Origin of the sequence: Pseudomonas sp. B21-028 (genome assembly GCF_024749045.1) — a bacterium.
Classification (GTDB): domain Bacteria; phylum Pseudomonadota; class Gammaproteobacteria; order Pseudomonadales; family Pseudomonadaceae; genus Aquipseudomonas.
In genome coordinates this window covers 6,251,563-6,265,384 of sequence record NZ_CP087184.1, presented here as the reverse complement: position 1 = coordinate 6,265,384, position 13,822 = coordinate 6,251,563, and the positions used below count along the sequence as shown (strand labels likewise).

The 13,822-nt window shown below is 60.9% G+C and carries 15 protein-coding genes; 10 read left to right on the top strand and 5 right to left on the bottom strand.

What is annotated here, in order from left to right; translation table 11 throughout:
• Positions 1-166 precede the first annotated feature (166 nt).
• Both rpmB and rpmG read left to right on the top strand, forming a co-directional pair.
• Positions 167-400, top strand: a complete 234-nt coding sequence (rpmB, locus tag LOY35_RS27390) for a 50S ribosomal protein L28 (RefSeq protein WP_003177273.1) — start codon at positions 167-169, stop codon at positions 398-400.
• Between the two features lie 11 nt (positions 401-411).
• Positions 412-567 carry a 50S ribosomal protein L33 gene (gene rpmG, locus LOY35_RS27385; protein WP_003177274.1) on the top strand — a complete coding sequence of 52 codons (156 nt, stop codon included), beginning with the start codon at positions 412-414 and terminating at the stop codon, positions 565-567.
• Between the two features lie 131 nt (positions 568-698).
• On the opposite strand, the gene LOY35_RS27380 is transcribed toward rpmG, so the two are convergent.
• Positions 699-1,061: a cupin domain-containing protein gene (locus LOY35_RS27380; RefSeq protein ID WP_258629227.1), complete on the bottom strand. Its 363-nt coding sequence runs from the start codon at positions 1,059-1,061 to the stop codon at positions 699-701.
• Between the two features lie 233 nt (positions 1,062-1,294).
• On the opposite strand from LOY35_RS27380, the gene LOY35_RS27375 reads away from it, so the two are divergent.
• Positions 1,295-2,788: an aldehyde dehydrogenase gene (locus tag LOY35_RS27375; RefSeq protein WP_258629225.1), complete on the top strand. Its 1,494-nt coding sequence runs from the start codon at positions 1,295-1,297 to the stop codon at positions 2,786-2,788.
• Positions 2,789-2,946: 158 nt separating this feature from the next.
• A complete protein-coding gene (locus LOY35_RS27370) occupies positions 2,947-4,089 on the top strand; it encodes an MFS transporter (protein WP_258629223.1) in 1,143 nt (380 codons plus the stop codon).
• A gap of 41 nt (positions 4,090-4,130) precedes the next feature.
• On the opposite strand, the gene LOY35_RS27365 is transcribed toward LOY35_RS27370, so the two are convergent.
• Both LOY35_RS27365 and LOY35_RS27360 read right to left on the bottom strand, forming a co-directional pair.
• Positions 4,131-5,699, bottom strand: coding sequence for a phospholipase D family protein (locus tag LOY35_RS27365; RefSeq protein ID WP_258629221.1), 1,569 nt, complete (start codon positions 5,697-5,699; stop codon positions 4,131-4,133).
• Between the two features lie 61 nt (positions 5,700-5,760).
• Positions 5,761-7,194, bottom strand: coding sequence for a PLP-dependent aminotransferase family protein (locus LOY35_RS27360; RefSeq protein WP_258629220.1), 1,434 nt, complete (start codon positions 7,192-7,194; stop codon positions 5,761-5,763).
• Positions 7,195-7,375: 181 nt separating this feature from the next.
• On the opposite strand from LOY35_RS27360, the gene LOY35_RS27355 reads away from it, so the two are divergent.
• Entirely contained in the window at positions 7,376-7,621 is a 246-nt protein-coding gene (locus tag LOY35_RS27355) for a DUF1127 domain-containing protein (RefSeq protein WP_258629219.1), read from the top strand.
• Between the two features lie 67 nt (positions 7,622-7,688).
• Here the strand turns inward: LOY35_RS27355 and LOY35_RS27350 are convergent, their stop codons facing one another.
• Positions 7,689-9,002, bottom strand: coding sequence for an FAD-binding oxidoreductase (locus LOY35_RS27350; RefSeq protein WP_258629218.1), 1,314 nt, complete (start codon positions 9,000-9,002; stop codon positions 7,689-7,691).
• Positions 9,003-9,148: 146 nt separating this feature from the next.
• Between LOY35_RS27350 and LOY35_RS27345 the strand changes: the two genes are divergently transcribed.
• The gene (locus LOY35_RS27345) at positions 9,149-9,502 is read left to right on the top strand and encodes a YkgJ family cysteine cluster protein (protein ID WP_139641138.1); all 354 of its coding nucleotides are present in this window, start codon (positions 9,149-9,151) and stop codon (positions 9,500-9,502) included.
• 133 nt (positions 9,503-9,635) lie between these two features.
• Here the strand turns inward: LOY35_RS27345 and LOY35_RS27340 are convergent, their stop codons facing one another.
• Entirely contained in the window at positions 9,636-10,124 is a 489-nt protein-coding gene (locus LOY35_RS27340; protein ID WP_003206849.1) for an Lrp/AsnC ligand binding domain-containing protein, read from the bottom strand.
• 156 nt (positions 10,125-10,280) lie between these two features.
• Between LOY35_RS27340 and dadA the strand changes: the two genes are divergently transcribed.
• The 4 genes from dadA (at position 10,281) to LOY35_RS27320 (ending at position 13,755) form a co-directional block, all read left to right on the top strand.
• The gene (dadA, locus tag LOY35_RS27335) at positions 10,281-11,585 is read left to right on the top strand and encodes a D-amino acid dehydrogenase (RefSeq protein ID WP_258629214.1); all 1,305 of its coding nucleotides are present in this window, start codon (positions 10,281-10,283) and stop codon (positions 11,583-11,585) included.
• Positions 11,557-11,910: a RidA family protein gene (locus LOY35_RS27330; protein ID WP_041023333.1), complete on the top strand. Its 354-nt coding sequence runs from the start codon at positions 11,557-11,559 to the stop codon at positions 11,908-11,910. Before dadA ends, LOY35_RS27330 begins: the two co-directional genes overlap by 29 nt.
• Before the next feature lie 94 nt (positions 11,911-12,004).
• Positions 12,005-13,078 (top strand): alanine racemase, encoded by a 1,074-nt coding sequence (alr, locus tag LOY35_RS27325; protein WP_258629213.1) that lies wholly within the window; start codon positions 12,005-12,007, stop codon positions 13,076-13,078.
• A 128-nt stretch (positions 13,079-13,206) separates the two neighbouring features.
• Positions 13,207-13,755 carry a cupin domain-containing protein gene (locus tag LOY35_RS27320; RefSeq protein ID WP_024780576.1) on the top strand — a complete coding sequence of 183 codons (549 nt, stop codon included), beginning with the start codon at positions 13,207-13,209 and terminating at the stop codon, positions 13,753-13,755.
• Positions 13,756-13,822 lie beyond the last annotated feature (67 nt).

Here is a 13,822-nt window from a genome sequence, read left to right as displayed (position 1 = left end):
GAGGTCTTTCTGGTATAAAGCAGCGCTCTTTTCTAGGGGCCCGGTTCCTTCACTGTAGGTGTAGCCGGTAAGACCCTTAAAGAAACGCGGCGCCTGGCGCCAAATGACTGAGAGATTAAGCGGCCAACCCATGCCGGGTTGGGCATGTGGTTTAGAGGGCTGAGGCATGTCTAGAGTCTGTCAAGTTACCGGTAAGGGTCCGGTGACTGGGAATAACATTTCCCACGCAAACAACAAAACCCGTCGTCGTTTCCTGCCGAACCTGCAGCATCACCGCTTCTGGGTTGAAGAAGAGAAACGTTTTGTGCGTCTGCGCGTATCTGCCAAGGGCATGCGTATCATCGACAAGCGTGGCATCAGTGTCGTGCTGGCCGAACTTCGTCGCGATGGCAAGGTTTAAGGGAGCTAATCATGCGTGAATTGATTCGTTTGATCTCGAGCGCCGGTACTGGTCACTTCTACACTACCGACAAGAACAAGCGTACTACCCCGGACAAAATCGAGATCAAGAAATATGATCCGGTTGTTCGCAAGCACGTGATCTACAAGGAAGGCAAAATCAAGTAATTGATTTTCCCTCTTTACAAAAAAGGCCCGTATCGCGAGATACGGGCCTTTTTTGTGGCTGGCTTTCAGGCCTGACCCAATCCCTGTGGGGGCGAGCCTGCTCGCGATGGGTCAGCCCGGCCAACGAAAACTCAAGCCTTCTGCTCAAACACCACATAGATCTTGCGGCACGGCTCCAGCACTTCCCAGGTGCCCTTGAAGCCCGCTGGAATCACGAAGCGGTCGCCTGCGCGAAGTGTCTTGGCATTGCCGTCATTGTCCCGCAACACGGAAACGCCCTGGACGATCTCGCAGTATTCATGCTCGGTGTAGTTGACCATCCACTGGCCGACCGCGCCTTCCCAGACCCCGGCATTCATTTGCCCGCAGGGGCTGTTGTAGTGGTTGAACACGGCTTGTTCGGGATCGCCCTTGAGAACCTTCGCCGGCTCCGGGCGATAGCGATCGGCGACGGTGCTGGCCTGGTTGAAGTCGACGATGTCCTCGATGCTCATTTTGCGAAATCCCCCGTGATTGCTTGGAAGGCTCGAGTCTATGTTTATTAAAACGAACATCGCAAGGCTGTTTGCCGGCCTTGTGTCAAATATATTGAAACTTGAGGGGCGGCTGGTTTAGGGTGGCGGGTGCCCTATGCTGAAAATGTGCGCCTCAACAGGCTGGCTGGGCAGAATTCCTGAGCGTTGCATCCCCTGCGACGCTCATACCCCAATAAGAGGAGGACACACGCATGACCACCCTGACTCGTGCTGACTGGGAGCAACGCGCCCGCGATCTGACCATCGAAGGTCGCGCCTTCATCAACGGCGAATACACCAATGCGGTGTCCGGCGAAACCTTCGATTGCCTTAGCCCGGTTGACGGCCGCTTGTTGGGCAAAGTCGCCAGCTGCGATGCTGCCGACGCCCAGCGTGCCGTCGAAAACGCTCGTGCGGTGTTCAATTCCGGCGTCTGGTCGCGCCTGGCGCCGAGCAAACGCAAAGCCACCATGATTCGTTTCGCCGGCCTGCTCAAGCAGCACGTCGAAGAGCTGGCCCTGCTCGAAACCCTGGACATGGGCAAACCGATCAGCGACTCCCTGAACATCGATGTGCCCGGCGCGGCACAAGCGTTGAGCTGGAGCGGTGAAGCCATCGACAAGCTCTACGACGAAGTGGCGTCGACCCCGCACGACCAGCTGGGCTTGGTCACCCGCGAGCCCGTCGGTGTGGTGGGCGCTATAGTACCGTGGAACTTTCCGCTGTTGATGGCCTGCTGGAAGCTCGGTCCGGCCTTGTCCACCGGTAACTCGGTGGTACTCAAGCCGTCGGAAAAGTCCCCGTTGACTGCCATCCGCATCGCCGCACTGGCCGTCGAAGCCGGGATTCCGAAAGGCGTGCTCAATGTGCTGCCAGGCTACGGCCACACGGTCGGCAAGGCCCTGGCCCTGCATATGGATGTCGACACGCTGGTGTTCACCGGCTCCACCAAGATCGCCAAGCAACTGATGATCTACTCCGGCGAATCCAACATGAAGCGCATCTGGCTGGAGGCCGGCGGCAAGAGCCCGAATATCGTGTTCGCCGACGCGCCGGACCTTCAGGCCGCCGCCGAAGCCGCGGCCAGCGCCATTGCGTTCAACCAGGGCGAAGTCTGCACCGCCGGCTCGCGACTGCTGGTGGATCGCTCCATCAAGGACACCTTCCTGCCGCTGGTGATCGAGGCCCTCAAGGGCTGGAAGCCGGGCAACCCGCTGGACCCGGCGACGACTGTCGGTGCCTTGGTCGATACCCAGCAGATGAATACCGTGTTGTCCTACATCGAAGCCGGGCACAGCGACGGCGCCAAGCTGGTGGCCGGTGGCAAGCGGATTCTTGAGGAGAGCGGTGGTACGTATGTCGAGCCGACGATTTTCGATGGCGTGAGCAACGCGATGAAAATTGCCCAGGAAGAGATTTTCGGTCCGGTGTTGTCGGTGATCGCCTTTGATACCGCCGAAGAAGCCATCCAGATTGCCAACGACACGCCGTATGGCCTAGCGGCGGCGGTATGGACTCGGGATATCTCCAAGGCCCACCTGACCGCCAAGGCCTTGCGCGCCGGCAGCGTGTGGGTGAACCAGTACGACGGCGGCGATATGACCGCGCCGTTCGGTGGCTTCAAGCAGTCGGGTAACGGCCGCGACAAGTCGCTGCACGCTTTTGACAAATACACCGAGCTGAAGTCGACCTGGATCAAGCTGTAACAGCACAACGCTGGTCCCCTGTGGGAGCGAGCCTGCTCGCGATAGCGGTATGACAGTCGACAGCTTTGTTGAATGTTGCGCCGCTTCGCGAGCAGGCTCGCTCCCACATTGTTTTTGAGGAATGCCCGGAATCGATGACTACCCACAGGAGCATGGAAATGCGTTGGGCGACTTATTTCGCCGTGTTGGCCTCTGTCCTGAGCGTCGGCCTTGCCCTGGGGGTAAGCATGCCGCTGGTGTCGCTGCGCCTGGAAGGCTGGGGTTATGGTTCGTTCGCCATTGGCGTGATGGCGGCCATGCCCGCCGTTGGGGTGTTGCTCGGGGCCAAGGTGTCGAGTCGTCTGGCGGCGCGGTTTGGGACGGCGACGTTGATGCGCCTGTGCCTGTGGGGCGGGGCGGTGTCCATCGGATTGTTGGCGCTGTTGCCCAGTTACCCGGTCTGGCTGGTGCTGCGGCTGGTGATCGGGGTGGTCCTGACCCTGGTGTTCATCCTCGGCGAGAGCTGGATCAATCAACTGGTGGTCGAACAATGGCGCGGGCGGCTGGTAGCGCTGTATGGCGCCAGTTATGCCCTCAGCCAACTGTCCGGCCCGCTGTTGCTCGGTGCGCTGGGTACCGTTCACGACTATGGATTCTGGGTGGGCGTCGGCTTGCTGCTGGTGGCGCCCTTGTTGTTGCTCGGTCGCAGCGGCGCGCCTACCAGTGAAGCGGGTAGCGTTACTTTTGGCGATCTATGGGCATTTTGCCGAGGTCTGCCGGCGATCGCCTGGGCGGTGTCGTTGTTCGCGGCTTTCGAGGCGATGATCCTGACGTTGTTGCCGGTGTATTGCCTGCGCCAGGGCTTCAGTGCCGACATCGCGCTTGCGATGGTCAGCACCGTGGTGGTCGGTGATGCCTTGCTGCAACTGCCCATTGGCGCCCTGGCCGATCATGTGTCCCGGCGAGCCTTGCTCACGGGCTGCGCGGTGGCGCTGACCTTGTCGAGCCTGGCGGTTCCGTTGTTGATCGATACCGTACTGATCTGGCCGCTATGGGTGCTGTTCGGTGCCAGCGCGGGTGGCTTGTTCACCTTGTCGTTGATCCTGATTGGTGAGCGTTACCGCGACGATGCGTTGGTGCGGGCCAACGCCCATATTGCCCAGCTGTGGGGAATCGGTTGCCTGATCGGTCCCTTGGTGGCGGGAGCTGGCAGTCAGTGGATCAGCGGGCATGCGCTGCCGTTGTTCATGGCGGCTGGGGCGTTTGGACTGGTGATTCTGTTGTTGCGCCAAGGTGCGTTCGGGGCTACGCAGCCTGCCTGAAAACCCTATGGCGAGGGAGCTTCTTGTGGCGAGGGGCAGCCTTACAACATTTTTTCCAACCCCACAGTCGTCGCAAACCAGGCATTGAACCGGCGCCACCAGCTACCGGGTTCGCGGTCCAGGTCATGGAGTTTGCCGTTGTCTTCGGTGGTCCAGACGAGCTTTCCATCTTCCAGTCGCGCCTGGTAGCTCAGAGCCGGTGCCATGCCCTGCAAGGCCAGTTCACGGACCTGGTCGGCGAGTTCGGGGCTGTCCACCAACACGCCAACCTCGGTGTTCCACAGCACTGAGCGTGGGTCGAAATTGAATGAGCCGATGAACGATTTCTGTCGGTCAAAAATGATCGCCTTGCTGTGTAGGCTCGAGTCCGATTCACCATAGGACTTGCTGTAGAACAGGTGAGGGCTGCTGCCTCCCGTATCCCCGGGTTGGCGCCGCAACTCGAACAGCCGCACACCGTGTTGCAGCAGCGCCTTGCGATAGGGCGCGTAACCGCCGTGCACCGCCGGCACGTCGGTGGCCTCCAGGGAGTTGGTCAGCAGGCTGACCGACACGCCGGCATCGGCGCGGCTGGTCAGGTACACCAAGCCCGGCTGGCCCGGCACGAAGTAAGCCGAGATCATGATCAGTTCTTTGCTGACGCCCGCCAGTTCAGGGCCCAATTGCGTGGTCAACAACAGGTGCGGATCCGGCTCGTCCTTGGCCAGGACTTTGCTGGGCGCATCCCACAGCGCCTGGTTCCAGGCCCAGACCAACTCGTTGCGCCAGATATCCAGCCGCGGCTGGGTCCGGTAGGTGGTCAACTGCTGGTACAGCGCGTGGTTTTCCTTTTGCGTCTGTTCCAGGGACTCTTGCAGGCGCAGGCGGCTGTTGGCCAAGTCCTTGGCGGTGGGTCGATGGGACAGGAATTGTTCAATGGGCTTGCTCAGGGCGCTGTTCCAGTACTGGTCGAAGCTGTGCCCCAACTGTTCGGCCACCGGGCCGACGCTGAGCAGGTCGATATCCGTGAAGTTCAGATGAGGTTCGGCATCGAAGTACTCATCCCCAAGGTTACGCCCGCCGACGATGGCCATGCTGTTGTCCGCCAGCCAAAGCTTGTTGTGCATCCGCCGGTGTTGCAGCGACAGGTTGAACAGCCGGCCGAGGCTGCGGGTCACGCCGGTGGCGCGCCCCAGGTGCAACGGGTTGAACAGGCGGATCTGGATCTGCGGGTGGGCGCCGAGGGTCGAAATGACCTGTTCCTGGCCATCGCTGGTGGTGTCGTCCAGCAGGATCCGCACGCGCACGCCCCGGTCGGCGGCCTTGAGCACCTCATCCACCAGCATCCGGGTGCTGATGCCGTCGTGAACGATGTAATACTGCAGGTCCAGGCTGCTTTGCGCGTTGCGAATCAGCTCGGCCCGGGCGGTAAAGGCATCGGTGCTGTTGGAGAGCAGGCGAAACCCCGAGCGTCCTTCGTGGGGGGCGGCCTGGGCCTGGACGGAGCGTCCGAATGAAGATTCGGAGGCCGGCAGTGCCTGGGAAGGCTCGCGGGTGATATCAACGCTGGCACAGCCTCCCAACAGTGAGGCGACAAGCAGTAGCGCAGGCAGGATCGGTTTGGATCTCACGTCGGATCGTTCCGCTTGTTGGCGTTGATTGACTGTCGGGTGCTGCTTATCCCAGTAGAATTCAGACGCCGTCGCCCTGGGTTTCGTTCAACAGCGCAATGGCGGCGGCCCCTACCTTGCGCACGGCCTCCTCGATCTGTGCCGTTGGCTTGGCAGCGTAGTTCATGCGCAGGCAATTGCGGTACTTGCCCGATGCCGAAAAAATGCTGCCGACCGCAACCTGCACCCCTCGATCATGCAAGACCCGGTTGAGCTTCAACGTATCGAAACCCTCGGGCAATTCGACCCACAGCATGAAGCTGCCCCGGGGGCGACTGGCACGGGTGCCCGAGGGAAAGTAGCGGCTGACCCAATCGATCATCACGTCGCGATTACGCTGGTATTGCGTGCGCATCCGGCGCAAATGGGGTTCGAAATGCCCGTTCTTGAGGAATTCGGCGATGGCGATCTGCGGCTGCGGTGCGGTAGAGCCGGTGCTGATGTACTTCATGTGCAGCACCCGTTCCAGATACCGCCCCGGTGCGACCCAACCCACTCGCAGGCCCGGCGCCAGGGTTTTGGAAAAAGAACTGCAGAGCAGGACGCGGCCATCTTCATCGAAGGACTTGATCGTGCGTGGTCGTGGGTAGGTGTAAGCCAGATCCCCATACACATCGTCTTCGATGATCGCCACGTCGAAGCGCTGTGCCAGGGTCAACAACGCGCGTTTATTCGCTTCCGGCATGATGTAGCCCAGCGGGTTGTTGCAACTGGGCGTCAACTGTATGGCCTTGATCGGCCATTGCTCCAGCGCCAGTTCCAATGCCTCCAGGCTGATGCCGGTAAGCGGGTCGGTGGGGATCTCCATGGCCTTCATGCCCAGGCCCTTGAGGGTTTGCATGGCACCGTGGAAGCTGGGCGAATCCACCGCGACGATATCGCCTGGTTCGCAGGTGGCGCGAATGCTGACCGATAGCGCCTCGTGGCAGCCGGTGGTGACAATCAGATCGTTGGCGTCCAACTGACAGCCCGAATCCAGCAACAGACGGGCAATCTGTTCGCGCAACGCGAGGTTGCCGTAGATGTTGTCGTAATACAGGCCGGGCATGTCCTGCCGACGGCTGATCTGCGCAAGGCTGCGCAGCAACGGCTTCATGGTCGGCGAATGGATGTCCGGCATGCCGCGCCCCAGTTGCACCACATCTTTGCGTGGTACGGCGCGTATCAGTTCCAGCACTTGGTCCCACTGTGAAATGTCCACGGGACGCTGGGCCGGACGGCCTATCGCCGGCAAGTCCGGCAGTTCGCGGCTGACCGGGACGAAATAGCCGGACTTGGGTTTCGGCATTGCCAGTCCGTTGTCCTCCAGCACGCGATAGGCCTGCTGCACCGTACTCAGGCTGACGCCATGTTCCGTACTCAAAGCCCGCACCGACGGCAGCCGGTCGCCGGGGCGATAGAAACCCTGTTCGATGCGGGTGCCGAGCAATTCGGCGAGGTTCACGTAGAGGGTCATGGCGTGCTCTCGATAGGTTGGGGCAACAGGTAACCAATACAGTTGGCCGCTAAAAACAGCATTCAGTGGCAAAAATGCCTTATCTGTATGTAAATAAAATACAGATGTTGAATCTGTATTGATCCTGGCCGTCCGCGCATCATGAAACCTCTGGCTACCCAAGTAAACAGGAGCGACGAAAATGAACGGCTTGAGCGATGTGCGGCTGACGCTACACAGTCAGGAACTGGAGGCTGGACAGGAAAAGGGACTTCGCGGCGCAAGCTTTCGAACTGCCCCAGCCTGCCTGAGCCGCTGGGACTTGTTCTGGCATCGTCTGCATACACGCCGAGTCTTGCTGGAGCTGACACCCGAACAGTTGCGTGATATCGGGATAAGTCGGCAGCAGGCGCGGGAGGAGGGCTTAAAGCCGTTCTGGCGTAGCTGATCCGGGGCGAGGGGATAAATCCCCTCGCCACAAAACAGCACCAGGCTTACCTATAGGGCCATTCGAATCAAACCAGCTCTTTCAACTTGTGCCACAACATCCCCAGCGCCAGCAGCGGCGAACGCAGGTGCTGGCCGCCGGGAAAGGTGATGTGCGGGACCTGGGCGAACAGATCGAACCCACCGCCTTGCTGGCCACTGATGGCCTCGGCCAATAGCTTGCCGGCCAGGTGTGTGGCGTTCACGCCATGGCCGGAATAAGCCTGGGCGAAGTACACGTTGGGCTGGTCCTTGAGCCGGCCGATCTGCGGCAGTCGGTTGGCGCCGATACCGATCATCCCGCCCCATTGATAGTCGATCTTCACCTCCGCCAGCTGCGGGAAGACCTTGAGCATCTTCGGACGCATATAAGCGGCAATGTCCTGCGGATCGCGTCCCGAATAGTGACAAGCCCCGCCGAACAGCAAGCGTCGATCTGCCGAAATCCGGTAGTAATCCACGGCCACTCTCTGGTCGCAGACCGCCATGTTCTGTGGCAACAGCGCTTGGGCCTGAGCCTGGCTCAGAGGCTCGGTGGCGATGATGTAGCTGCCGGCCGGCAGTACCTTGCCGCTCAATTCCTTGTTGAGGCCATTGAGATAGGCATTGCAACCGAGTACCAGGGTCTTGGCGCGAACCGAGCCGTGCTGGGTATATACCTTTACTTCAGGACCATAGTCGATCCGGGTCACCGCCGATTGTTCGAACAGCTTGACCCCCAGCCGCTGCGCGGCGTCGGCTTCGCCCAGAGCCAGGTTCAGTGGGTGCAGGTGGCCGGAACCCATGTCGATCAGGCCGCCGACATAGCGGTCCGAGCCCACCACGCTGTGCATCTCATGGGCTTGCAGCAGCCGGGTCGGGTGACGATAGCCCAGGCTGCGCAGCTCTTCGGCGTCCTCGGCGAAGCCTTCCAGCTCGGAGGGTTTGTTGGCGAGGTCGCAGTAACCCCAGGTGAGGTCGCAGGCGATCTGGAAACGCTCGACGCGCTGCCGGACGATTTCCACTGCCTCGAGGCCCATGAGTTTCATCTGGCGGACGCCCTCGGTACCGATCACCGGAGCGAACTGATCCAGGCCATGACCGACCCCGCGGATCAATTGGCCGCCGTTACGCCCACTGGCTCCCCAGCCGATCTTGTGCGCTTCGAGCAACACGACGCTCATGCCGCGCTCGGCCAGTTCGATGGCCGTGTTCAGCCCCGAGAACCCGCCGCCGACCACGCAGACGTCCGCCAGCAGCTCGCCTTGCAGCAACGGATGGTCCGGTTGCGGCAGGCTGCTGGCGGCATAGTAGGAGGCGGCGTGCGCGTGGCTCGGGACAGGTTGCTGAACACGGGCGTTCATGTGCGTAATCCTGATTATTGTGTTTGAGAAATTTTACGGAGCATAAGCCGCGGATTCCTCCTCGGGCAACAGTGGTCGGCTGGCGCTGTCTGGTCCAAGGCTTTTAGGGCAGAATCCGGGTCAGTCCCGACCAGGTAACCGCCTCGATGAGTTGCAACAGTCAGAAAATCCGTACGCTGCGCCAGCAGATTCCTTCGTTCGAATGCGTACCCGGTTGCCACGACTGCTGCGGGCCGGTAACCACCTCACCCGAGGAAATGGCCCGCCTGCCGCGCAAGACCCGCGCCGAACAGGACGCCGCTCTGGAAGCACTCGATTGCGTGCACCTGGGGCCGAACGGTTGCACCGTGTATGACGAGCGGCCGCTGATCTGCCGGTTGTTCGGTACCACGGCGACGTTGCCATGCCCCAATGGGCGGCGACCGGTGGAGTTGATCCATCCCCGGGTCGAGCAGCAGATTCATGAGTACATGGCTGCCAATCGGCAGGTGTTGGTTTGAAAGTTGCCTGAAGCAGGCTCTTCGGGCCGACCCCATCGCGAGCAGGCTCGCTCCCACATTTGATCTGAGGTGAACGCAGATATCCCGTTCATCTATGGACCCCTGTGGGAGCGAGCCTGCTCGCGATGGCGGTTCAATCTGGAATCGGCAGGTTCAGGCTCTCCTTCACCTCTTCCATCACGATATAACTCTTGGACTCCCGCACATGGGGCAGTTTGAGCAGGATATCGCCCAACAGTTTGCGGTATGAGGCCATCTCGGAAATCCGCGCCTTCACCAGGTAGTCGAAATCCCCCGACACCAGGTGGCACTCCAGCACGTGAGGCAGTTTCAGCACGGCACGTCGGAACTCTTCGAAGGTGTCGCCGGATTTGTAATCGAGGCTGATCTCGACAAACACCAGCAGGCTGCCCTTCAAGTGCTGCGGGTTGAGCCGGGCGTTGTAGCCCATGATGATCCCTTCGCGCTCCAGACGCCGTACCCGCTCGGTGCAGGGCGTTGTGGAGAGGCCGACCTTTTCCCCCAGTTCGGTGAAGGAGATCCGCCCGTCTGCCTGGAGGATACGCAGGATGTTGCGGTCGATCTTGTCCAGCTCGCGCTTGGTCTGGGTATTGGTACGCACAGGGGATGCGCCTCCGTGAAAAGGGTTTTTGCCGAGAATTCTCGCCAAATATAGGCATTTATATAGTGAAAAGCACTGCCTATTCTTTTTTACACTGCGCTCATTACAGTTCTGTACAACAAACGTCAGCGGTTCATCCGCGATGAGGGCGACAACATGCGAGTTCTGGTCTTGGGTAGCGGCGTCATCGGTACCGTCAGTGCTTACTACCTGGCGCGGGCCGGGTTCGAAGTGGTGGTGGTCGACCGTCAGCCGGCGCCTGCCATGGAAACCAGTTTCGCCAACGCCGGCCAGGTGTCGCCGGGTTATGCCTCGCCTTGGGCCGCGCCGGGCGTGCCGCTGAAGGCCATCAAATGGCTGTTGCAGCGCCACGCACCGCTGGCCATCAAGGCGACCGCCGATATCGACCAATACCTGTGGATGGCACAGATGCTGCGCAACTGCACTGCCAGCCGCTATGCCATCAACAAGGAACGCATGGTGCGCCTGTCCGAGTACAGCCGCGACTGCCTCGACGAGCTGCGCGCCGAAACCGGCATTGCCTATGAAGGCCGTAGCCTGGGAACTACACAGTTGTTCCGTACCCAGGCACAGCTCGATGGCGCGGCCAAGGACATCGCCGTGCTGAAAGAGTCCGGTGTGCCGTTCGAAGTGCTCGATCGCGAAGGCATCGCGCGGGTCGAGCCGGCCCTGGCGAATGTCACCGACATCCTGGCCGGTGCCTTGCGTCTGCCCAATGACCAGACCGGCGACTGTCAGATGTTTACTACGCGCTTGGCGGAAATGGCCGTGAAGCTGGGTGTGGAGTTCCGCTTCGGCCAGGATATCCAGCGCCTGGAGCAGGCCGGCGACCGCATCAACGGCGTCTGGATCGATGGCAAGCTGGAAACCGCCGACCGCTACGTCCTGGCCCTGGGCAGCTATTCGCCGCAACTGCTCAAGCCCCTGGGGATCCGTGCCCCGGTGTACCCACTCAAGGGCTATTCCCTGACCGTGCCGATCACCAACCCGGCCATGGCGCCGACCTCGACCATTCTCGACGAAACCTACAAGGTCGCCATCACCCGTTTCGATAACCGCATCCGTGTCGGCGGCATGGCGGAAATCGCCGGTTTTGACCTGTCGCTCAATCCACGTCGCCGTGAAACCCTGGAGATGATTGTCAACGACCTTTATCCTCAGGGCGGTGATCTGGCCCAGGCCAGTTTCTGGACCGGTTTGCGTCCGACCACGCCGGATGGCACGCCGATCGTCGGCGCCACCCCGTTCAAGAATCTGTTCCTGAACACCGGCCATGGCACCCTCGGCTGGACGATGGCCTGCGGTTCCGGCCGCTTGCTGGCGGACCTGATGGCGAAGAAAAAGCCGCAGATCAGCGCCGAAGGTCTCGATATTTCCCGTTATGGCAGCAAACATCAGGAGTCTGCAAAACATGTCAATCCAGCGCCAGCTCACCAATGACCGCATGAGCCAGGTGGTCGTGCACAACGGCACCGTCTATCTGGCCGGACAAGTCGGCGACGACATGAGCGCCGGTATCGAGCAGCAGACCCGCGAAACCCTGGCCAATATCGAGCGTTTGCTGGACTTGGCCGGGACCGACAAGAGCCGGTTGCTGTCGGTCACGATCTACCTGAAAGACATCGAGGCCGATTTTGCCGGCATGAACGCGGTCTGGGACAAATGGCTGCCCAATGGGGTGGCCCCGGCCCGCGCTACGGTAGAAGCCAAGCTGTGCGAGCCAGAAATCCTGGTGGAACTGTCCGTCGTGGCCGCGCTGCCTTAAAGCTGTCGAAACGATCCCTCTCCCGGCGCTGTTGGTGGTCACGACCATCAGCCGGCGCCGGTTTTTTTCATGTTTGCCTATGAAGCCTGCCGTCATGCGTCCTGCTCGTGCCCTTATCGATCTTCAAGCCCTGCGCCATAACTACCAACTGGCTCGCGAAGTCACGGGGGCCAAGGCCCTTGCGGTGATCAAGGCCGATGCCTACGGGCATGGCGCGGTACGTTGCGCCGAGGCTTTGCAGGACACCGCGGACGGCTTTGCCGTGGCGTGCATCGAAGAGGCCCTGGAGCTGCGGGCCGGCGGTATTCGTGCGCCGGTGTTGCTACTGGAAGGGTTTTTCGAAGCCGATGAGCTGTCGTTGATCGTTGAGCACGATTTCTGGTGTGTCGTGCATTCGTTGTGGCAACTCGAAGCGATTGAAAAGGCGGCGCTGGGCAAACCGATCACGGTCTGGCTCAAGCTGGATTCGGGAATGCACCGGGTCGGCCTGCACCCGCGAGACTATCAGGCCGCCTATCGTCGACTGCTGGCCAGTGGCAAAGTCGCGAAAGTCGTGCTGATGAGCCACTTTGCCCGTGCCGATGAGCTGCACGACCCCTCCAGCACCCGGCAACTGGAAGTGTTCGAAGCCGCCTGCCAGGGATTGACGGCCGAGACCAGCCTGCGCAACTCCCCGGCGGTACTGGGTTGGCCGCAGATGCCGAGCGACTGGGTCCGTCCGGGCATCATGCTGTATGGCGCGACGCCTTTCGATGAAGCCAACGCCACCGCCTCGCGCCTGCAGCCGGTGATGACCCTGGAGTCGAAAATCATCTGCGTACGCGAACTGCCGGCCGGCGAGCCGGTGGGGTACGGCGCCCATTTCGTCACCGCGCAGACGACCCGGGTCGGGGTGGTCGCCATGGGCTATGCCGACGGCTACCCGCGCCAGGCCCCGAGCGGAACTCCAGTACTGGTGGACGGCCAGCGCAGCCAGTTGGTCGGGCGTGTGTCGATGGACATGCTGTGTGTCGACCTGACGAACATCCCCCATGCTGGTCTCGGCTCGACCGTGGAACTATGGGGTAAACATGTGCTCGCCAGCGATGTGGCGAAGGCTGCCGGTACCATTCCCTATCAGATTTTCTGTAACCTGCGACGGGTGCCACGGCTCTATTTCGGGGGCTGACGCGCAACCGGATCGACCGAAGGTCGCTTCACCGCACAGGATTCGGGTCAAGGTGTTGTAAATACTGAACGCTGTCGCCATGATAACGCTCACTTTCCACACAACCTGATCCCCTGGAGGTTCCAGCATTGGACGTCGGTGAACGACTGCAAGCCATTCGTAAACTCAAAGGCCTTTCCCAGCGTGAACTCGCCAAACGTGCGGGCGTCACCAACAGCACCATTTCGATGATCGAGAAAAACAGCGTCAGTCCCTCGATCAGCTCGCTGCGCAAGGTCCTTGGCGGCATCCCCATGTCCATGGTCGAGTTTTTCTCCGAAGAAATCCTCCAGGAGAAGCCGACCCAGATCGTCTACAAAGCCAACGAACTGATCGATATCTCCGACGGCGCCGTGACCATGAAGCTGGTGGGCAGGGCACACCCGAGCCGGGCGATTGCCTTCCTGAATGAAATCTACCCGCCTGGCGCCGATACCGGTGACGAAATGCTCACCCATGAAGGCGAGGAAACCGGGATTCTGGTGGAAGGGCGCCTGGAGTTGGTCGTCGGTGCCGAGACGTTCGTGCTCGAGGCCGGAGACAGCTACTATTTCGAAAGCACCAAGCCGCACCGTTTCCGTAATCCGTTCGATGTGCCGGCGCGACTGATCAGCGCAGCCACACCGGCCAATTTCTAAGGAAGGAGGCGCCAGGCCCATGCGGCAATGGCGCCCAAGGGGAAGGCGGTCACGACGAACAAGACCC